Here is a 19,862-nt window from a genome sequence, read left to right on the forward strand (position 1 = left end):
ATTATTATGCATTCCAATATTGCCCAGTTATTGTACGTTGTTACGATAGATTAGGAAATGCTCTGCTTTCTGATACTTGGACATATTCTATAACTGGTAAAAGCGAATATATTGATGAGATTTGAGAGAATAAAAAAGCACCCGAAGATGCTTTTTTTAAGTGTTATGATAACCGTTAAAACTTCACTACAAGCTTGCCTTGTTGCACTAAAATTTCTTTGGTCATTTTAGCCATTAATGCTTGATTACTGTCGCGAGTGTCTAAAGTATACACTGGCTGATTTTCGAGATAATTACGCAAAAACCCCATTAGTTGTGGTGTGGCCTGGGTGATGTAACGCTCAATATCAGCAGGTTCAGACTCAACTTTGACTAAATTTAACTGGCGTAGATAAACGCTTTTGGTATTAGTGTCATACCAAGGCACTGCTTCAAATGTGGTTTTTAACTTAGCATGAATGGGTAATAATGGGTTGTTAACCGTGATTACCGTGGCAGCTGTCACCGCCATAGTATTTGGCTTGGCACCTAATACTACCTGCATATCATTTAACTTAAGTGACACACCAATTAACTTGTTACCTTGTTTTACCTCAAAATGCATATCTTTATTAAGGTATTGCTCTATTTCAGACTCAGTGATGCTGTACTGACTGGCACAGCCAGTCAGTAACAATAACAATCCAAGCCCAAGGGTTTTAACCAAGGTTATCATCCAGTGTTTCTCATTCCTGCTGCCACGCCGGCAATGGTCAGCATAAGTGCTAGCTGAACATCGGCAGACGGTTCAACTTCTCTACGTGTACGGGCTAATAGCTCGGTTTGTAAGAAGTTAAGTGGGTCTATATAAGGGTTACGCAGTTTAACAGACTCACGACTCCATGGAGTATGGGCCATTAACTCAGTTGTTTGAGTGAGTGACAATACGGCATCAATACCCAGTTGCAGACGTTGACGTAGTTTTTCACCCAAATGATGCAGTTCTGGCTTTACTAAACACTGCTCATAATATTTAGCTAAGTTAGGTTCTGCTTTGGTGTAAACCATTTCGAGCATTGAAATACGGGTTTCAAAGAAAGGCCATTGCTCCTCCATTTCACGCAATAATTCCAACTCGCCGCGATCTGCCGCATCTTGTAGTGCTTCACCCGCACCAAGCCAAGCAGGTAACATTAAGCGGTTTTGTGACCAAGCAAAAATCCACGGAATAGCGCGTAAGCTTTCAATACCACCATCAACTTTACGTTTAGCAGGGCGACTGCCTAATGGCAATTTACCGAGCTCGACTTCAGGAGTAGCGGATCTAAAATACTCAACAAAGTCAGGTTCTTCACGTACGATGCCGCGATAATGCAGTACTGACTCTTCAGCAATACGCTGCATGCAATCACGCCATGATTTTTTAGGCTCCGGTGGTGGTAACAATGTCGCTTCTAATACCGCTGAGGTATATAGCGCTAAACTTTGTACCGCTAATTTTGGTAAGCCAAACTTAAAGCGGATCATTTCGCCTTGTTCTGTCACACGGATGCGACCATCTACCGAACCTGGTGGTTGCGATAAAATGGCTTTATGAGCGGGTCCACCCCCACGACCGATAGAACCGCCGCGACCATGGAACAACATCAATTTCACGTCAGCTTTTTTACACACGGCCACTAATTGCTCTTGGGCACGATATTGTGCCCAGGCTGCTGCCATTACACCGGCATCTTTAGCTGAGTCAGAATAACCAATCATCACTTCTTGCATGCCTTTAGTGTAACCACGATACCAGTCAATATTCAGTAGCGAAGTCATACAGTTAGCGGCACCCTCTAAGTCAGCGAGGGTTTCAAATAATGGCACTACGCGCATTGGATTGGTGCAACCGGCTTCTTTTAGCAGTAACAATACGGTTAAAACATCTGATGGCTTACTGGCCATTGAGATCACGTAAGATCCCAGTGCATTAACTGGCTGCTGGGCGACTAAATTACAGGTTCTTACGACTTCAGCAACATCATCACTTGGTTTCCAGTTAGCAGGGATAAGTGGACGTTTACTGGTTAACTCGCGCAGTAAAAACGCTTGTTTTTCATTTTCGTCCCAGTGATTGTAATCGCCCATTCCCAAATAACGGGTTAGTTCGGCGATGACGTCGCTGTGACGTGATGCATCTTGACGAATATCTAGGCGTAGCATGTGAATACCAAAACAAGCTAAACGACGTAAAATATCGAGTAACAGGCCATTAGCAATCAGCTTCATGCCGCAATCAGTCAAGCTTTTATAGAGTAGTTGAAGCGGTTCAAGTAAATCCGATTTGTGCCAAATTAGCTCGCTAGTATCGATGTCTGGTTTTTTTCCTTCAAGGCGAGCATTAAGATAATCAATAGTGTTACGTAATTGGCAACGTAATTTACGTAGTACCTCGCGGTAGGGTTCTTTGTTGTTATCGGTTAATGTCAACAATTCAGCATTAGCTTGCTCCATCGATAATTCGCCAAGCAAGGTCATAATATCTTTTAAGTACAATCTTGCTGCAGCATGACGATTACGGTCGAGTACTTCTTGGGTTACGAGAGAGGTCACAAACGGATTACCGTCACGGTCTCCACCCATCCAGCTTGAAAATCTCACTGGTGAGACATCAATTGGTAATTGTTGACCAGTCTTTTGCTCAACTTGATCATTGAGTTGACGTAAAAAATCTGGAATTGCCTGCCACAATGAAGTTTCGATAGTACTCAAGCCCCAACGCGCTTCATCAACTGGAGTTGGGCGTTCGTTGCGAATTTCATTGGTGTGCCAAATTTGCGCAATAAGCTGACGTAGACGCAGCGTGCTTTGTTCTCGCTCGCGATCAGTCAGTTGGCTGTTTTCTTGCTCAGTTAGGCAATCGACCACAGCCGCATATTTTTGAATTAGCGTGCGACGTGAAATCTCAGTTGGATGCGCGGTTAATACTAAATCAATGTCTAAGTTTTTTAAGCACTTAATAACATCTTTTTTATCTAAATCAGTATCAAGCATACGTCCGAGTAGCTGCTCTACAGGATCGGGTACGCACACTAGCTCATCGCAATTACGACTAATGGTGTGAAATTGTTCTGCGATATTGGCTAAGTTTAAAAATTGGTTGAAGGCTTTAGCGAAAGGTACCAGTTCTTCGTCTGGTAAAGCGGTTAATAATACCAGCATTTGCTCGCGAGAGGCTTCGTCACCCTGGCGAGATTTTTTTGCTAAAATCCGAATTTGTTCTACTTTTTCTAAAAATGCATCACCTAAATGGTTTTGCATTGTTTCGCCTAATATTTGGCCTAAATGCCCCACATTTGATCGAAGTGACGCATACATATCTGCCGTTTGCTCTGTCATACTTACTCCCGAAAAAAAGAACGATCTTGCCAATATCTCTTACATCACAATACCCAGCGTATCAAAATCGGTCAATACACTGGCACTGTATTTTGTAATTTTATTTCGTAAAAATGTTACATTTTGCTGTCAAATCTAATTCATTATAGGTGTCTACTTGATGCAGGCGTGGTAAATCATCTTTTTGATTAATTCTACCGTCGGCGTTAAGTATTCTAAGCCAATAAATTCATCTGGCTGGTGGGCTTGATTAATGCTTCCCGGGCCCAGTACCAGTGTTTGACAGCCTAGCTTGTTAATATAAGGTGCTTCTGTCGAGTAGTTGACCACTTCGGCTTGACTGCCTGACAACTCAGCCACTAATTTGGTCCATGGATTATCTGCTTTTCCAGCAAACGATTCCGCCCCAGGGTACAAAGTGCTGACACTAATACTGCCAGGATATTCTTTACTAATATCAGATAAGTAGTTCAGTACCATTAATTCAAGATCAGCTAGCTCCATTCCTGGTAAAGGACGAATATCTAAATGCAAATCACAGCAACCACAAATACGGTTTGCGGCATCACCGCCATGAATATGGCCAAAGTTCATGGTTGGGTAGGGGACTGTAAATGCGTCTTCGCGATAGTTTTCACTTAAATGCTGTTTTAGTAGCATTAGTTTACTAATGACTTTATGCATCACTTCAATGGCATTTAATCCACGTGCTGGGTCAGAAGAGTGACCACTACGACCGATTACGCGAATACCTTGAGCTAAATGACCCTTGTGCATATAGACAGGCTTTAAGCTGGTGGGTTCACCAATAACCGCATAATCAGGTGCGACAACTTTAGAGTCGGCAAATGCTTTAGCGCCGCTCATGGTTGTTTCTTCGTCGGCACTAGCAAAAATTGTTAACGGCCGCTTAAATTGATCCAGTGGCATGTCTTTTAAGGCTTCAAGTACTAATGCAAAAAAGCCTTTCATGTCACAAGTGCCTAAGCCATACCAGCGATTGTCTTTTTCAACCATCTCAAATGGACTTTGGCTCCAACGGCCTTCATCAAAGGGCACTGTATCGGTATGGCCTGCAAGTAAAAGCCCACCGTTGCCAGAGCCTATTCTAGCAATAAGATTTTGCTTGTTGCGCGAGTCTTCTACTGTGGGGGTTTCACATTCAAACCCAAGCTCACTAAACCAGCTTTGTAACAAATTGATAACTGCATGGTTACTCATATCGTGTTCAGCTTCGAGTGCACTGACTGATGGCGCTGCAATCAGCTGTGTAAAACAACTTTTTAGATTTGGGAGTGTGATCATGGGTTATCCTAAAAATAATATGTAAAATACTTATTCACATATATTGCATAATTAATGTTGTGTGGTAGTCTAGCAAACAGCATTAACCGACACCATAAATTGAACATTAGAAATGAAAATAAATATGTGCTTTTTCGCTATTAAATCCACTATATCAATAATCAACGCTAACTTCCTGCGACGATAGTCCTAAATTAGACGACTCCCGTCTAAATAGGCTATGCTGACACTTTCTATCATTATCAAAAAGAAAACAAACTTATGAAAAGCATCGCAATTATTGGCGCCAGTGGTTACACGGGTGCTCAAATCACCTCGTTGATTAACGCAGACAGCAACCTCAGCGTTCAAGGGTTGTATGTGTCGGAAAACAGTTTAGATAAAGGCCGTAAATTAGCCGACTTATACCCTATTTATAGCCACATGGCTTACACGCTATCGCCGCTAACAGATGATGCAAAAAAGCAAATTGTAGCGCAAGCTGATGCAGTCGTATTAGCGACTGAACATTCAGTAAGCCTAGAGCTTGCCGCTTGGTTTTACCAGCAAGGTCTAGCGGTATTTGATCTCAGTGGCGCATATCGTTTTGCAGATGTAGCACAGTATCCTAAATGGTACGGTTTTGAGCATACTCACCCAGATGTATTAGCTCAGGCAGTGTACGGTTTAGCAGAGTGGAACAGTGAGCAAATTAAACAAACCAGAATGATAGCCGTGCCTGGTTGTTACCCAACGGCATCATTAACAGCTTTAAAGCCATTAAAGTCGTTATTAACGTCGGCTTATCCGGTTATTAATGCCGTCAGTGGAGTCACTGGTGCGGGTCGTAAAGCGCAATTGAATACCAGTTTTTGTGAAGTCAGCTTAACGCCATACGGTGTATTAGGCCACAGACACCAGCCAGAAATTGCCACACACTTAGGTCAAGAAGTGATTTTTACGCCGCATTTAGGCAACTTTAAGCGTGGTATTTTAGCGACGATAACCGTGCAGCTAAAGCCGGGTACGACGGAAGCTGATGTGATCAAAGCTTATAGCGTGTATGACAATGCGCCAATTGTAACGGTTAAGCACAATCAATTCCCTAAATTGGATGATGTCGTCAATACCCCTAATTGTCATTTAGGTTGGAAGTATGATGTTAATAGCGGTTACTTAGTGGTTGCTAGTGCGATAGACAATCTAATGAAAGGCGCTGCGAGCCAAGGGCTACAGTGTATTAAAATTCATTTCGGCGTGTAATCGAACCACATTAGTTAAGGAATAACAGTAATGACTACAAAATCAGTGTTAGTACTCAAAGTCGGTGGCGCTTTACTACAATGTGAAATGGGTATGGCGCGCTTAATGACCGCGGCAGCAGAAATGCTTGCAGCAGGCCAACAAGTGATATTAGTTCATGGCGGAGGTTGTTTAGTTGACGAACAGCTCACTGCAAATGGTAAAGAAACCATTAAATTAGACGGTCTACGTGTCACGCCAGCAGATCAAATTCCAATAGTTGTTGGTGCGCTAGCTGGTACTTCAAACAAAATCCTACAGGCCGCTGCCGCAAAAGCTGGCATTGTAAGCGTAGGCATGAGCTTAGGCGATGGTAATACCGTAAGTGCAAAAATTAAAGATGAGCGCTTAGGCCTTGTTGGTGAAGTTGAGCCAAAAGATGCTACTTACTTAACCTTTATTCTAAGCCAGGGTTGGTTGCCAATTTGTAGCTCAATCGCTATTTCTAGCCAAGGTGAGATGTTAAACGTTAACGCTGACCAAGCCGCAACAGCCTTAGCCAAATTAGTTAATGGCACACTAGTGTTATTGTCAGACGTATCAGGCGTATTAGACGGTAAAGGGCAATTAATTCACAGCTTAAATAAAAGTGAAATCGAACATCTTGTTGCCCAAGGGGTGATTGAAAAAGGCATGAAAGTTAAAGTGGAAGCCGCTTTAGAAGTAGCCCAATGGATGGGTAAACCTGTGCAAGTTGCTTCGTGGCGTGATGCCGAACAGTTAAAAACCTTAGTCAAAGGTGGGTCCGTCGGGACTCAAATACAACCTTAATGGAGTAGTCGTATATGCAGCACCTATTGTCGATAAAAGAGTTAACTCAATCTCAGCTTTTAGCCATTATTGAATTGGCGAAAAAAATTAAGAATAACCCAACTGAGTATCGTCGTGCTTTAGATGGTAAAAGCGTTGTGATGTTGTTTGAAAAGCCATCACTGCGCACTCGAGTCAGCTTCGATATTGGCATTAATAAATTAGGTGGTCACTGCTTATACTTAGATCAACAAAATGGCGCATTAGGCCAGCGTGAGACAGTGGCAGACTTTGCGACTAATATTTCATGTTGGGCCGATGCTATTGTCGCCAGGACATACTCCCATACCACTATTGAACAGTTAGCGCAGCATGGCACGGTACCAGTAATTAATGCTTTGTCAGACCTGTATCATCCTTGCCAAGCCCTGGCCGACTTTTTAACATTATCGGAGCAGTTTGATGATGTAAGCCAAGCTAAACTGGCTTATGTTGGTGACGGTAATAACGTTACCCATTCATTGATTTATGGTGCAGCTATTTTAGGGATGACCATGACAGTGATTTGTCCTGAAGGGGCATTCCCTGATGCACTAATCGTGACTGAAGCACAAGCGTTAGCAAAGCAAAATGGTGGTAAGTTAACTCTTAGTGCTGATATTAATGCTATTGAAGGCCATGATGCTATTTACACTGATACGTGGATTTCAATGGGTGATGAAACCCCATTAGCGGATATCAAAGCACGTTTTGCTCCTTATCAAGTCAATAGTGAACTAATGACTAAAGCTGGCGCTAAATTCTTTATGCATTGCTTACCAGCGCATCGCGGCGTGGAAGTGACAGATGAAGTGATGGATAGTCAAGGCTCATTAATTTTACATCAAGCAGAAAACCGTATGCATGCGCAAAATGCAGTATTAGTCACCTTATTAAGTTAGTCACCTTATTTTAGTTATTCAAAAGATTAAGACAATAGTGCCGTTGGCGTTATTAACATTGACCATATACGTAATCGATTCTAGGAAATAAACATGTCTAATGCAGTGAAAAAAACCGGTGTTAAAAAAGTGGTATTGGCATATTCAGGTGGTTTAGATACCTCGGCTATTATCCCATGGTTAAAAGAAACCTATGATGACTGCGAAATCATCGCATTTTGTGCCGACGTAGGCCAAGGTGAAGAAGAACTCGTTGGCTTAACAGAAAAAGCCTTAGCGTCCGGTGCAAGCGAATGTCATATCGTTGACTTAAAAGAAGAGTTTGTTGCTGATTACATTTACCCAACTATTGCAACGGGTGCTATTTACGAAGGTACTTACTTACTTGGAACTTCAATGGCCCGCCCAATTATTGCCAAAGCGCAAGTTGAAGTGGCTCGTAAAGTTGGAGCCGATGCAGTGTGCCATGGTTGTACTGGTAAAGGTAATGACCAAGTCCGTTTTGAAGGCTGTTTTGCCGCACTAGCACCAGATTTAAAAGTGATTGCACCATGGCGTGAATGGGAAATGCGTAGCCGTGAAGACTTACTGGATTACCTTGCTGAACGTGGCATCAAAACCAGTGCGTCAGCCACTAAAATTTATAGTCGCGATGCAAACGCATGGCACATTTCGCATGAAGGCGGCGAGTTAGAAGATCCGTGGAACGAGCCATCAAAAGGCGTATGGACGCTGACCGTAGCCCCAGAAGATGCACCAAACGAAGCAGAATATGTGTCGTTAGCGATTAAAAATGGCCGTGTTACTCATGTAAATGATCAAGCACTATCACCGTATGCCGCCCTAATGACGTTAAATGATATTGCTGCTAAGCACGGCGTTGGTCGTATCGATATTACTGAAAACCGTTTAGTGGGTATGAAATCTCGTGGTTGTTACGAAACGCCAGGCGGCACCGTGATGTTTGCTGGTCTGCGTGCTATTGAAGAATTAGTATTAGACAAAACCAGCCGCACATGGCGCGAGCAAATTGCTGGTCAAATGTCGCATCTAGTGTACGACGGTCGTTGGTTTACACCTTTATGCAAATCACTTATTGCAGCGTCCGACTCATTAGCTGAATCCGTTAACGGTGATGTAGTGATTAAGCTTTATAAAGGCCAAGCAACAGCCGTTAAAAAGCGTTCACCAAACAGCTTGTATTCAGAAGCCTTCGCGACCTTTGGTGAAGATGACGTATACGATCAAAAACACGCTGAAGGCTTTATCCGTTTGTATTCCTTAGCGAGTCGTATTCGTGCGCTAAATACTAAATAGACCAAGCGGCAACAATATAAAGGCGCTGTTAAGCGCCTTTCTTATAATTGCTTTTGTCAAACAGAGAGTCATTACAAGAAAGGGAATATGATACAAGCTGAACTAGGAATATAGAGTCTAGTTCAGATTATCTACATTATTGAACGATAATATTAACACAGAGGATACCGACATGGCGTTATGGGGCGGAAGATTTCAAGGCGAAACCAGTGCACTTTTCAAGTTGTTTAATGACTCACTGCCGGTTGATTATCGCTTATTTGAACAAGACGTTGTCGGTTCAATCGCATGGGCAGATGCCATTGCCAGCGTCGGTATTATTACCGCTAAAGAATGTGTCGATTTAAAAGCAGCCTTAAATGAATTGCTCCTCGAAGTAGCTAATGATCCACAGGCTATTATCAGTAACGGCGCCGAAGACATTCACAGCTTTGTTGAACAAATGCTGATTGCCAAAGTCGGCGATTTAGGTAAAAAACTGCACACCGGCCGCTCACGTAACGACCAAGTCGCGACCGATTTAAAATTGTGGTGCAAAAAAGAAGGTGCAGCATTACTCGCGCGTTTAGGCACATTACACGCCGAACTTATTGCCCTTGCTGAGCGTGAAGTGGATGCAGTAATGCCGGGTTATACCCATTTACAACGTGCGCAACCTGTCACTTTTGGCCATTGGGCGCTAGCTTATGTCGAAATGTATGAACGTGATATTAGCCGTTTGCAAGATGCACTAGGCCGTGCTGATTCTTGTCCGTTAGGTTCAGGCGCATTGGCAGGTACTGCCTATCCGATTGATCGTTACGCATTAGCATCAGCATTGAACTTTGCTCGGCCAACGTTAAACAGCTTAGACAGCGTGTCAGATCGTGACCACGTCGTTGAATTGTGTAGCGCGGCGTCAATCAGCATGATGCATTTAAGCCGTATGGCTGAAGACTTAATTTTCTTCAACTCTGGCGAAGCTAATTTTATCTCACTAGCGGATGAAGTGACCTCTGGCTCATCACTAATGCCCCAAAAGAAAAACCCAGATGCATTAGAGTTAATTCGTGGTAAAACTGGCCGTGTTTATGGCAGTTTAATGGGTATTTTAACCACCATGAAAGCCCTGCCCCTTGCGTACAACAAAGACATGCAAGAAGACAAAGAAGGCCTGTTTGATGTGGTCGACAGTTGGGCTATTTGTTTAGATATGGCGGCGCTAGTATTGTCTGGCTTAACTGTAAATCGTCCACAAGCATTAGTCGCTGCACAACAAGGCTATGCAAATGCTACTGAGCTGGCAGACTATCTTGTGGCCAAAGGTATGCCGTTCCGTGAGGCCCATCATGTGGTCGGTGAGGTGGTGGTATTTGCGATTGCACAGCAAAAACCAATTGAAGACTTAAGCGTTGCTGAGTTACAAAAATTTGCCAAAGTGATTAGCGATGATGTGTATCCAAACCTAACGATTGAAGCATGTTTAGAAAAGCGTGACGTATTAGGTGGCACTGCTATTAACCAAGTTCAAGCAGCTATTGCGGCGAAAAAAGCTTAACTAATTTATTGATGAAGCTAGCAAAATAATTGTGCAGCTAGACTTTAAAGATAGTCTGAAAGCCCTGTCGGCATTAAGTCGACAGGGTTTTTTAATCTTTTATGCTGCCCCTGTTGGTATTGAATGATGTTTTTCTGAGTGTGAGTCACCTAAATTCAGGTAAACGTGTTGCAGACTTTTCTTAAGCTAGTCTCAAACCAGTGTTAAATTTCTCTCAAACGTTTATAAAATACTTCTCAAAGCGATTCTAAAAGTTACTTCAAATGCAGTTCAAATAATTTTTATTCTATATTGGAGTAAAAGCTTAAAACATACGTGTTAAAGCTTACAGCCACCATCTGATCCTTGTTAGCGCCTGTTAGTAATATCTCTCATGATATCGACCACTAACCAATACTTTTGATTCAAACACCACAGTGTTGTGTGGTGCATAAAGCTGAATTTTTAAGGGTTGCATTGTTTTATTTCTGCTCTATGTTGATGTTGGCGTTGTAATAAAAAAACATCAATTCGATAACAAAAATATAAAAAATACTAATACGGCGGAAGCCGATGTAGCGAAAATATAAGGACAACCCGATGAAAAAATCTCTATTATTACTGTTAGCTGGCTTATTAAGTGGCGCAACACAGGCGGCAGTGGATGGCTATCCTGTGGTGTTAATTCACGGTTTTCAGCCAGACAACTTACAAAGCAAACCGACTGGGGAGAAGGTGAGTGAGAATGGTGCTCAATATTGGGCACAGTATTGGCTTGACCGTGCAGACGAGCGTATTGATTGGCCGTCGCAAGAGCGCATCGCAAATAAGATCACTAGCCAATATGTGTGGCCTAAATTACAGCAGTTGTCGAGAGCAGGTACATGCGACAGTGGTTGTGTATTTGTCACCCATTCTACAGGTGATTTAGTTATGCGCTATATTATCGATAACCAAGCTTTATGGTTACAAAATGCTGGTTTAAAACCACTTAATATCGTTACAACCTTTGATTTTTCTGGTGCGGGTGGCGGTGTTGAACTAGCCGATTTAGCCGCAAATGTTGCCAGTGGTTCAGGTTTGTTAGATGGCACGCTAAAACTGGCAGTATCGTTATGGCTAGGTGAATTACCGTCGTCATCCAATATTGGGGTATTGAATGACTTACGGGTAAATACTGCGCGTCAACTCGCAGCATTTCCTAGTAGCAGAGTTCCGCGTTTGCGTTTTGCTGGTGCGGGTTCTGACTTTTTAGGGGTAACAGGGGCATTTTTACCGGGTAAAGATGATGGCGTAGTGGCTAGCCATTCGAGTTGTGGCGCAGCATCAGTAGGCAGCTATAACAGTTGTTCTCGTAGTGTGGCATTTGATGGCAAGCTAACCTCAACAAGTGGCCCAAGTGGATTTATGCCATATCACTATCCGATGTTGATGAGTGAAGGTTATAGCCACGGAGACACTATTTTGAATAGCGCTAAAGATGAAGTTACAGCAGCTAATAGCCGCGGCAGTTATTTAAATGGTGATAACCTGCAGTTTTCCACCTATGACGAAAAACGTGGCTGGTGGATATTTAGTTCACGTTATAGAGTGGTTAATAATTCGAATAAAACCAGTATGTCAGCACTGGTATATCAAGCGGCTAACTAAGCGTATATGAAATATAAAAAAGTCGTAATAATCATCTCCCTGCTTATTGTTGTAGCAGGGTATGGGATTTACAGTTACACCGCTGAGTCGACACTTACGTTTTCTCCGCCAGTGGTTGCTTCTGCGCCGGTCGATGTTTTATCTGTGCAGCCAAAAGCAGTAAAACAGATGAAACCTAAACAGATAACGGTGGTTGAAAAAATTCCGCAACCGATCAGTGACAGTTTTCAACTCATGGCTGAAGCTTACGCTAGCGAGCTAACTTTACCCTCTTATTCAATCCCGTTAACGACAGACGATAGTCACCTACTTAATCCTAACGCTTATATTCCGCAGTCGGTGTTATTACAAGATGGCGCTAGTGCTAGTATTATTCTGTCTAAATATCGCTTTAGTTTTCCTGAACCTGTGGTTATCAAACTTGATGTAAAGGGGTTGCAGATTAATGGCGCGAGTGCGGCATTACGCAGTGAGCTCAATGATGAGGCAGAGACGTTAATTAGTACTGCTATGTTAGGTGCCGATGGCGAATGGGCAATACAACTTAATGCAGAAGAAGATTGGAACGGCCCGATGGAAGTGAGTGTGACCTTTCGTGCTAAGGGCAAAAAGCAAATACTAAAAACCGGCATTGAGTATAGCCATCCTACGGCAACTATTACGGGTGTTGAAGAGATACGAGCGGAGGGGAGTGATATGTTGATCCCTGTAAAGCTTGATGTTGAACGGGCTGGTTATTATCGTTTGCGGGCTAACTTATATAGCGTAGATAAACAGCCTATTGCATTGCTAACCGGCTCAGAAAAGCTGGCAGAAGGTTCGGTGGTAATGGATCTTAAAGCCTATAAAGGGGTTTTAACACAACATAAAGGCCCTTATGTTCTGCGTACATTTGTGTTGGAGCGCCGACCTGCAGTGCCAGGTGAGTTAACTCAGTATGGCCACAGTGAAGAGCCTGCCTATAAATTAGGTGATTTTGCGGTTGAATCGTTATCTGACGAGCCATGGCAACCCGATGAGCAAGAAATGCAGCGACTTGAGTTTTTGCAAAAAATGGCAGGAGATTAAGATTTAACCATTATTGTTTTCTGTTACTTACATTATCTAAAGCCCGTGTTAGTTAATAAGGCGGGCTTTTTTATGTATAGATAACGTCAACATTGCCATGTTTACAGTATTAGGTCGTGTAAAAATAGCTCAGTCTCTTGGTTATTCCAACAGTTTCGATGTGTTTTTGAAATCAATTCTATACTGAAACTGGCATCATTGTTTATTTAAGAAAATACACTTTAATGACAATAAATCGACGTTGGGAGGAGATATATTGTTAGATTATTTTGCATTTGGGATTTATTTTTTGTAGCAACCTTTATTTTCTAAAGGTCATTAGTTCTGGCGTGCGAGGGGCGTAGCAAATAGTCGTGGTTAATACTTTGCGTTAGGGCGGGTTATTCATCTTGCGCGAGTTGTACTTGATTTCGCCCGCCACGCTTAGCACCATACATCGCCATATCTGCTCGGCTAAAAAGGTCTTGGATTACCTTGTCTCCGGCGGTTAATGAACTTACACCAATAGACACAGTAACATTAATGTTGTTATTTGTTTTAGTGGTATGAAATGAGTATTTGGCAATATGCTCTCGAACACGCTCAGCAATGATCATTGCACCTTCACTGTCGGTCATCGGTAAGATGATAGTAAACTCCTCACCACCAATTCTGGATAATGAGTCCGATTGGCGCAGTAAATCACTGCATATTTGGGCAAACTGTTTAAGTATGCTATCTCCGCCCTCATGGCCAAAATTGTCATTAATCACCTTAAAGTAATCGATGTCGATAACCAGTAAGGATAACTGTTGATTAAATCTGATTGCTCTAGCGCATTCTTGTTTTGCTAATTGGTTATATGAGCGACGATTATGTACGCCTGTAAGCTGATCGGTATTAACGAGGCTTTCAATATGCTGATGAGCATCTTCTAATGATTTTTGGGCTTGTTTTAACAGCGTAATGTCGACACCCATAATGATAATATTACCGCTATCTAGATTGATTCTGGTCATTTTAAACCAGCGCCCGTCTAATAAGTCGGTTTCATACTGATTGAGTGCTTTTTCTGTATGCAGCGAATGTACATTACTAAGCCATTGTTCGAAGTCGTTGGTGTTGATCACCACACCTTGCTTGGTTTCCCAAGCATGACGAAGTAAATCACTGGCTTTTCTTCCTATAGCTTGTTCTCTTGTAACGCCAAAAATACTAGCATAATGTTGATTACAATAGATTACCTCTTTATCGCTATTGATCACGCCTAAACAATTTGGAGTAACATCTATTGCTTCTAACAAGATAGATTCTAAATTGGCTGGCGGACTTTTTGGCATGGGATACTCAACAATGTGACAATACGTTTTTGCCATTATAAGTGAAAATATCTACAATTTGTTAACGAACTGGCTTTGCTATTACACTGCTTCAGAGAAAAACCTCTTACCACCTGTTTTAATTGATATTAGTTGAAGAGTTATAATAGATAAAACAGTATTTTGTCAGTCATTACTTATGAGGTCGACGATGTTCTATAGGCATAAAAAAGCCCAGTCATTATCGCTAAGACTGGGCTGTTAATGCAGATTGATTACACTTTAGTTAGCGCGCTTTTTAAGTCGCTAGGTCTCATTGGGATTTTACGTAAACGTACACCGACGGCTTGGTAAATTGCATTCGCAATTGCTGGTGCAACAGGAGTTACTGCCGGCTCACCTAATCCAGACGGTGGCATTTTACTCGGAATAAACTCAATTTTAACTTCTGGAGTTTGGCCTAAACGCAATGGAGTGTAGGTATCGAAGTTTGAATCTTTATACTGACCATTAAGCAGTTCAGTACCTTCATACAAGGCCATCGATAATCCCCATAATGCTGCGCCCTGACACTGAGCTTCTGCACCATTAGGGTCAACAATAATACCGGCATCGATAGCAATATACAGTTTCTGCACATTGACTATACCGTTGGTTTTGTCGACGTGAACCTGTACCGCACACGATACCCATGTTGGCATATCACGTTCTTGTCCAAATGTTGATGCAATACCAAGTGCAGTATCTTTGGCTTGTGGCGTACCCCAACCAATCATTTCGGCTGCTTTTTTCAGAACCGCTGCTTGTCGTGCTGCGCCGCCCTCTGCAACAGGTGTCGTACCTGCGTTGCGGCCTTCGGCAATTAGCATGTCTAAACGGAATTGTAATGGATCTTTACCCGCATGATGTGCGGCTTCGTCCATAAAGCTTTCAACAGCCCAACTAGTCCAACCTGGTCCTACAGAACGTAACCAACCAGGTCTGAAGGTTGCGATGGCAAGATCGTTTGATACCGCACGTACTTTTTGTGCGCCAACGCTATACCAATGGTCTGCGCCTGCAATTGAAAACGGATCAAATGGTTCGCCATTAGTGCCTTTTGGCATAAAGCCTGGGGCTAATACTTGGGTTGGCCAACCTGCGGTTGCGTGATGTTCCATGGCAGTAACGGCTTTTTTGTCGTCAAAGGCCATTTTTAATTGTTGTACTGATGCCGAGCGCGCACTATCAAATAGCATGTCTTGTGGACGCATCATCACCATTTTGACCGGTTTACCGCCTAGCGCTTTTGAGGTCAATGCAGCTGGAATAGTGTAATCGCCGTTAAGTCTGCGGCCAAAGCCACCGCCTAACATGTAGCTACGAATAACAATATTAGCTTCATCTTCGCCTAATGCTGTTGCTAGTACAGGTAGCGTAAGCGATTGCCACTGACAACCTGAATGCACTTCCCATATGCCGTTTTGGTTTTTAAATACCAAAGCATTAAGCGGTTCCATTTGCGCATGCAGTACCGTGCTGGTGATATATTCTTCTGCAATAGTACTTTTCGCACTCGCAAATACTGGACCAGTGTCAGTATTGCCAGTGTCTAAAATACTGCCTTTGGTTTGGTCGCCAAGTAATTGCTTACCATGAGCAATAATGTCTGCTTCAGACACGTTGGCCGTTTCGCCAGCATCCCAGGTTACTTTTACCAGTTTTGAGGCTTTTTGGGCTGCAGTAAAGCTGCTGGCAATAACCATTAACCAACCGGGAACGCTACCACTTGCATCATCTAGTACGATAGTTTGCTGATAACCTTTAACTGCTTTGGCAGCAGAGTCGTCAAACTTAACCACTTTAGAGCCATATCTAGTCGGTGGTAAAATAGGATTGGCGTACACCATGCCATCAACTTTTGCGTCGATACCAAAGATGGTTTTTCCGTTGGTTTTGTTAGCAATATCAAGTGATGTTACTTGCTGGCCAACCAGTTTAAGGTCTGCATTTGGCTTAAGTGGCAGAGTTTTCAATTCTTCTTCGGTAAACTGGCGGGTTAGGCCCATCGTCACTAATTCGCCGAAAGTCAACTCGCCTTTGCTGGAAATAATTTTACCGTTACTGGCTTTACAGTCTTTTGCTGCAATGCCCCATTTTTTAGCCGCAGCTTCAATTAATGCAGTACGACCAGCCGCACCAGCTTGACGATATACCGGCCAGCTTTGCGAAATAGACCAGCTACCACCCGTAACCATGTAACCCCAACGCGGGTCACTGTCGACATGGATAATTTCAATATCATCCCAAGACGCTTCAAGTTCATCAGCAAGAATACGCGCAATAGCGGTACCCACATGTTGACCCATTTCGGAGCGCATAATGTTGACTTTGATTTTGCCAGCTGTGTCGATTGAGTACCATAAAGAAGGCTCGTAAATGTCGCCTTCACTTGGTAATACTTTACCGTCTGGACTGGCAGGATCCATCGCTGCCATCAAATGGCGAGGAAAACCAAAGCTGACACCGACCGCTGTCATGGCAATTAAAAAACCGCGGCGGGTCATGCCCGCTGATCCACGTTTAGGCAGTCTGCTCATCGTTGCTCTCCTTGATTGAGTTTGCGGCTTCATGAATGGCGCTACGAATACGCACGTAGGTCATACAACGACATAAATTTCCGCCCATCACAGCGTCAATATCTTTGTCTGAAGGCTCTGGAATGTCTTTCAACAATGCCGCAGCTTGCATAATTTGGCCCGACTGACAGTAACCACATTGTGGTACTTGCAGTTTTTGCCAAGAAATTTGTAATGGATGATCGCCTTTTTCTGACAACCCTTCAATCGTAGTGATTTCAGCGCCTTCAACTGACGATATAGGTGTAATACATGAACGTGTTGCCCGCCCGCCTACATGAACTGTACAGGCACCGCAAGTGCCTATACCGCAACCAAACTTGGTGCCTGTCATGTCAAGTTCGTCACGAATTACCCACAGTAGAGGAGTATCACTCTCTACGTCGGCAGTCATCGGCTTGCCGTTTAAAATAAATTTTGCCATTGTCACTTCTCCAGTGAATTAGTGCTCAAATCGGGGTTGATTGCGGATCTCGCCCACTTGTTGTTGTAATTTAGGCCAGGTGTTTTCCCCAGCTGCTTGACGTAAATAGGCTGCTATTGCGCTAATATCTTTATCGGTAAGTGCATCACGAAATCCTGGCATTACTACGCCACTGATACCTTGATCGTTGCGAACACCATCCAATATTACGTTAATTAGGTTGGCTGGATCATTTAGATGGGTTGCCGAACCAATAGTAATTAATGGGCGGCCTTTAACTAATTGGTCGCTACTATAATGACACGCTTGGCAAGCAGTGGCATATAAACGTGCCCCTTCATCAATTCGTTGATCCGGTTGTTGGTGTTGCGCCGCTAATGCAGCGTGTAAAGTACTGCTAGATTGTGGCTCATCAGTGTCATTTGTGCGAGCTAGATCAGCAAAATAACCACTAATTGCCTGAATATCACTTTCTGGCAGGGCTGATAAACCTTTGTGCATTACCGGTGCCATTGGACCGGCTGCACTGCCGTGGTAAACCGAGTTACCTGTAGTAAGGTATTCGTAAAAATCTTGCGAGCGCCAAGGGATCGGTGAAGTGCTTGTAGAGGTTAATGACGGTGCTATCCAGCCATCAATAGGTGCACCTTGATACATTTGTGCGTATTTCTCGCCGCCCAAGGCGTTTCGAGGTGTATGACATGCACCACAGTGAGCAATACCTTCAGCAAGGTAAGCACCACGATTCCATTCTGCTGACTTATGTGCATTAGCTTGAAATGTTTCAGTATCGGCAAATAACAACTTCCAACCTGCCTGAAGGGCACTTATGTTTAGCGGAAAAGGAATACCATTTTCTTTTTTGACTTGGTACACAGCAGGAACTGAGGTCATGATGTAAGCGTAAATAGCGCTAATATCATCGTCGGTCATTTTATTAAAATGCTCGTACGGGAACGCCGGTAATAAATGATGTCCGTCGCGGCTTACGCCTGTACGCATCGCGCGGGCAAAAGCTACTTCAGACCAGCTACCAATACCCGTTTCAACATCTGGGGTAATATTGCTTGAATAAATAGTGCCAAACTCGGAATGCATTTCATAGTTACCCGCATAAGCCGAACCACCAGGCGGTGTATGACACGTGCTGCAATAGCCCGCAGCAGCAAGAATTTTGCCTTGTTCGATAACTTGTGAAGAGTAATCTGGATTAACAGTGGGTGTAATGGGCTCTATTGAAGGGTTATAAGCATACAAACTGAATAAGCCTAGTCCAACAATAGCTGCGCCACATACGCCATAAACGATGCGTTTTAGCATATTTCATTGCCTTAATTTAAATAAAAATTGGTATTTAGAAGGGAATATTTCATCTGATATTCCCTGTTCGACTGCGTATTATTGTGATGGGTCAAATATTAATCCTAAGCAAGGGGGGATCCTTTGTCTAGTATGATATTGACCGATCTTTTGGTGTATTAGAATAAAATAATACATGACTGTGCGGATGAGTAATACGAGGATAGTGAAATAATTGGTTTTAGTTAATTTGCTGTTAACTAAACGTTTTGCAGGTTGACGCTATGTTGCGTGAATCTTGGCGATCTATGACTAATGTGAGTGGGCTAAGTTGGATTGATGTGCCATTGGTGCATCGACTAAAAACGTGACCTTCTTTGCACACATATACTGATGTTAATCGGTTACTCATTCCTCAGTTAGCAGCTTGTTCTATTGTCATTCTAATATGTAAGCGAACGACTATTTTCTATGATTATGCCTTTAATTAAGGTGTGTTTTCTCTGCTATTTTGCTCTACAACAATGATTTTCCATAATACTGACGATTTACCAGCGTGCTGATGATATTACCGCGCGAGTTAGTACATTGTTCGGTCACAGATTGAGGGTTATTTTTAAAGCTTATTGATAATCTACTTGTAATAACTAAGCATATTCAGGATAATTAATGCAAATCATTATCATTTGCGTTAATCAGCTTTGGACTGTATCAAATGGAACTTGTCAGTGTATCTTCTTTATGGCTTGGTTGTTTGTTTGCCTATTTGGCATCTGACAAACAACAACTTGTTAGTTTATCGTTCCCTAAATTATTGGCATGGAGCCTATGCTGTATGGCGGTGTTATTTGCTGTGTGGGGGTTTAGCCATACATACAGCGTACTCGTGGCCAGTTTAGTGGTGCTAATTTGTATGATGACGATGTGGATATTACTGGTGCTGGTGGCATCGCATTATAAAGGTCGGAGTATCTGGGTGAGCTCTCTAGGTTTTGCATTGTTTGTCAGTATTATGCTTGTAGGAGCTAAATAATC

The 19,862-nt window shown here is 42.8% G+C and carries 15 protein-coding genes; 8 read left to right on the forward strand and 7 right to left on the reverse strand.

The annotated features are described in order from the left end of the window. Positions 1-175 precede the first annotated feature (175 nt). The 3 genes from EGC82_RS02155 to argE all read right to left on the reverse strand — a co-directional run bounded on the left by EGC82_RS02155 (position 176) and on the right by argE (position 4,665). On the reverse strand, positions 176-715 hold the full coding sequence (locus EGC82_RS02155; RefSeq protein ID WP_124729294.1) for a YceB family lipoprotein: 540 nt from the start codon (positions 713-715) through the stop codon (positions 176-178). Beyond that, complete coding sequence (ppc, locus tag EGC82_RS02160) at positions 712-3,360, reverse strand: phosphoenolpyruvate carboxylase (RefSeq protein WP_124729295.1); 2,649 nt, start codon at positions 3,358-3,360, stop codon at positions 712-714. The genes EGC82_RS02155 and ppc overlap by 4 nt, the downstream gene beginning before the upstream one ends. Before the next feature lie 153 nt (positions 3,361-3,513). Continuing rightward, positions 3,514-4,665, reverse strand: a complete 1,152-nt coding sequence (gene argE, locus EGC82_RS02165; RefSeq protein WP_124729296.1) for an acetylornithine deacetylase — start codon at positions 4,663-4,665, stop codon at positions 3,514-3,516. Between the two features lie 261 nt (positions 4,666-4,926). On the opposite strand from argE, the gene argC reads away from it, so the two are divergent. The 7 genes from argC to EGC82_RS02200 all read left to right on the forward strand — a co-directional run bounded on the left by argC (position 4,927) and on the right by EGC82_RS02200 (position 13,188). Continuing rightward, positions 4,927-5,907, forward strand: coding sequence for an N-acetyl-gamma-glutamyl-phosphate reductase (gene argC, locus EGC82_RS02170; protein WP_124729297.1), 981 nt, complete (start codon positions 4,927-4,929; stop codon positions 5,905-5,907). A 30-nt stretch (positions 5,908-5,937) separates the two neighbouring features. Continuing rightward, entirely contained in the window at positions 5,938-6,717 is a 780-nt protein-coding gene (gene argB, locus EGC82_RS02175) for an acetylglutamate kinase (RefSeq protein WP_124729298.1), read from the forward strand. A 14-nt stretch (positions 6,718-6,731) separates the two neighbouring features. Next, entirely contained in the window at positions 6,732-7,637 is a 906-nt protein-coding gene (locus tag EGC82_RS02180; protein ID WP_124729299.1) for an ornithine carbamoyltransferase, read from the forward strand. A gap of 93 nt (positions 7,638-7,730) precedes the next feature. Beyond that, complete coding sequence (locus EGC82_RS02185) at positions 7,731-8,954, forward strand: argininosuccinate synthase (protein WP_124729300.1); 1,224 nt, start codon at positions 7,731-7,733, stop codon at positions 8,952-8,954. A 172-nt stretch (positions 8,955-9,126) separates the two neighbouring features. Further along, a complete protein-coding gene (gene argH, locus EGC82_RS02190) occupies positions 9,127-10,491 on the forward strand; it encodes an argininosuccinate lyase (RefSeq protein WP_124729301.1) in 1,365 nt (454 codons plus the stop codon). A 579-nt stretch (positions 10,492-11,070) separates the two neighbouring features. Then, positions 11,071-12,120 carry a hypothetical protein gene (locus tag EGC82_RS02195; protein WP_124729302.1) on the forward strand — a complete coding sequence of 350 codons (1,050 nt, stop codon included), beginning with the start codon at positions 11,071-11,073 and terminating at the stop codon, positions 12,118-12,120. 6 nt (positions 12,121-12,126) lie between these two features. Next, positions 12,127-13,188, forward strand: coding sequence for a hypothetical protein (locus tag EGC82_RS02200; RefSeq protein WP_124729303.1), 1,062 nt, complete (start codon positions 12,127-12,129; stop codon positions 13,186-13,188). Between the two features lie 380 nt (positions 13,189-13,568). Here EGC82_RS02200 and EGC82_RS02205 read toward each other — a convergent pair whose 3' ends face one another. The 4 genes from EGC82_RS02205 to EGC82_RS02220 all read right to left on the reverse strand — a co-directional run bounded on the left by EGC82_RS02205 (position 13,569) and on the right by EGC82_RS02220 (position 18,848). Then, on the reverse strand, positions 13,569-14,507 hold the full coding sequence (locus EGC82_RS02205) for a sensor domain-containing diguanylate cyclase (protein ID WP_164839077.1): 939 nt from the start codon (positions 14,505-14,507) through the stop codon (positions 13,569-13,571). A gap of 254 nt (positions 14,508-14,761) precedes the next feature. After that, entirely contained in the window at positions 14,762-17,065 is a 2,304-nt protein-coding gene (locus EGC82_RS02210) for a xanthine dehydrogenase family protein molybdopterin-binding subunit (protein ID WP_124729305.1), read from the reverse strand. Continuing rightward, the gene (locus EGC82_RS02215; protein WP_124729306.1) at positions 17,049-17,528 is read right to left on the reverse strand and encodes a (2Fe-2S)-binding protein; all 480 of its coding nucleotides are present in this window, start codon (positions 17,526-17,528) and stop codon (positions 17,049-17,051) included. The genes EGC82_RS02210 and EGC82_RS02215 overlap by 17 nt, the downstream gene beginning before the upstream one ends. An 18-nt stretch (positions 17,529-17,546) precedes the next feature. Next, a complete protein-coding gene (locus EGC82_RS02220) occupies positions 17,547-18,848 on the reverse strand; it encodes a cytochrome c (RefSeq protein ID WP_124729307.1) in 1,302 nt (433 codons plus the stop codon). A gap of 694 nt (positions 18,849-19,542) precedes the next feature. On the opposite strand from EGC82_RS02220, the gene EGC82_RS02225 reads away from it, so the two are divergent. Beyond that, on the forward strand, positions 19,543-19,860 hold the full coding sequence (locus EGC82_RS02225) for a hypothetical protein (RefSeq protein ID WP_124729308.1): 318 nt from the start codon (positions 19,543-19,545) through the stop codon (positions 19,858-19,860). Positions 19,861-19,862: the final 2 nt, after the last annotated feature.

This window comes from Shewanella livingstonensis (assembly GCF_003855395.1).
Lineage (GTDB): Bacteria > Pseudomonadota > Gammaproteobacteria > Enterobacterales > Shewanellaceae > Shewanella > Shewanella livingstonensis.

Coding starts and splice junctions, on each gene's coding strand:
- EGC82_RS02185 (WP_124729300.1), top strand. CDS start 7,731: ATGTCTAATGCAGTGAAAAAAACCGGTGTTAAAAAAGTGGTATTGGCA.
- argE (WP_124729296.1), bottom strand. CDS start 4,665: ATGATCACACTCCCAAATCTAAAAAGTTGTTTTACACAGCTGATTGCA.
- EGC82_RS02220 (WP_124729307.1), bottom strand. CDS start 18,848: ATGCTAAAACGCATCGTTTATGGCGTATGTGGCGCAGCTATTGTTGGA.
- EGC82_RS02195 (WP_124729302.1), top strand. CDS start 11,071: ATGAAAAAATCTCTATTATTACTGTTAGCTGGCTTATTAAGTGGCGCA.
- EGC82_RS02180 (WP_124729299.1), top strand. CDS start 6,732: ATGCAGCACCTATTGTCGATAAAAGAGTTAACTCAATCTCAGCTTTTA.
- argH (WP_124729301.1), top strand. CDS start 9,127: ATGGCGTTATGGGGCGGAAGATTTCAAGGCGAAACCAGTGCACTTTTC.
- ppc (WP_124729295.1), bottom strand. CDS start 3,360: ATGACAGAGCAAACGGCAGATATGTATGCGTCACTTCGATCAAATGTG.
- argB (WP_124729298.1), top strand. CDS start 5,938: ATGACTACAAAATCAGTGTTAGTACTCAAAGTCGGTGGCGCTTTACTA.
- EGC82_RS02210 (WP_124729305.1), bottom strand. CDS start 17,065: ATGAGCAGACTGCCTAAACGTGGATCAGCGGGCATGACCCGCCGCGGT.
- argC (WP_124729297.1), top strand. CDS start 4,927: ATGAAAAGCATCGCAATTATTGGCGCCAGTGGTTACACGGGTGCTCAA.
- EGC82_RS02215 (WP_124729306.1), bottom strand. CDS start 17,528: ATGGCAAAATTTATTTTAAACGGCAAGCCGATGACTGCCGACGTAGAG.
- EGC82_RS02225 (WP_124729308.1), top strand. CDS start 19,543: ATGGAACTTGTCAGTGTATCTTCTTTATGGCTTGGTTGTTTGTTTGCC.
- EGC82_RS02200 (WP_124729303.1), top strand. CDS start 12,127: ATGAAATATAAAAAAGTCGTAATAATCATCTCCCTGCTTATTGTTGTA.
- EGC82_RS02205 (WP_164839077.1), bottom strand. CDS start 14,507: ATGCCAAAAAGTCCGCCAGCCAATTTAGAATCTATCTTGTTAGAAGCA.
- EGC82_RS02155 (WP_124729294.1), bottom strand. CDS start 715: ATGATAACCTTGGTTAAAACCCTTGGGCTTGGATTGTTATTGTTACTG.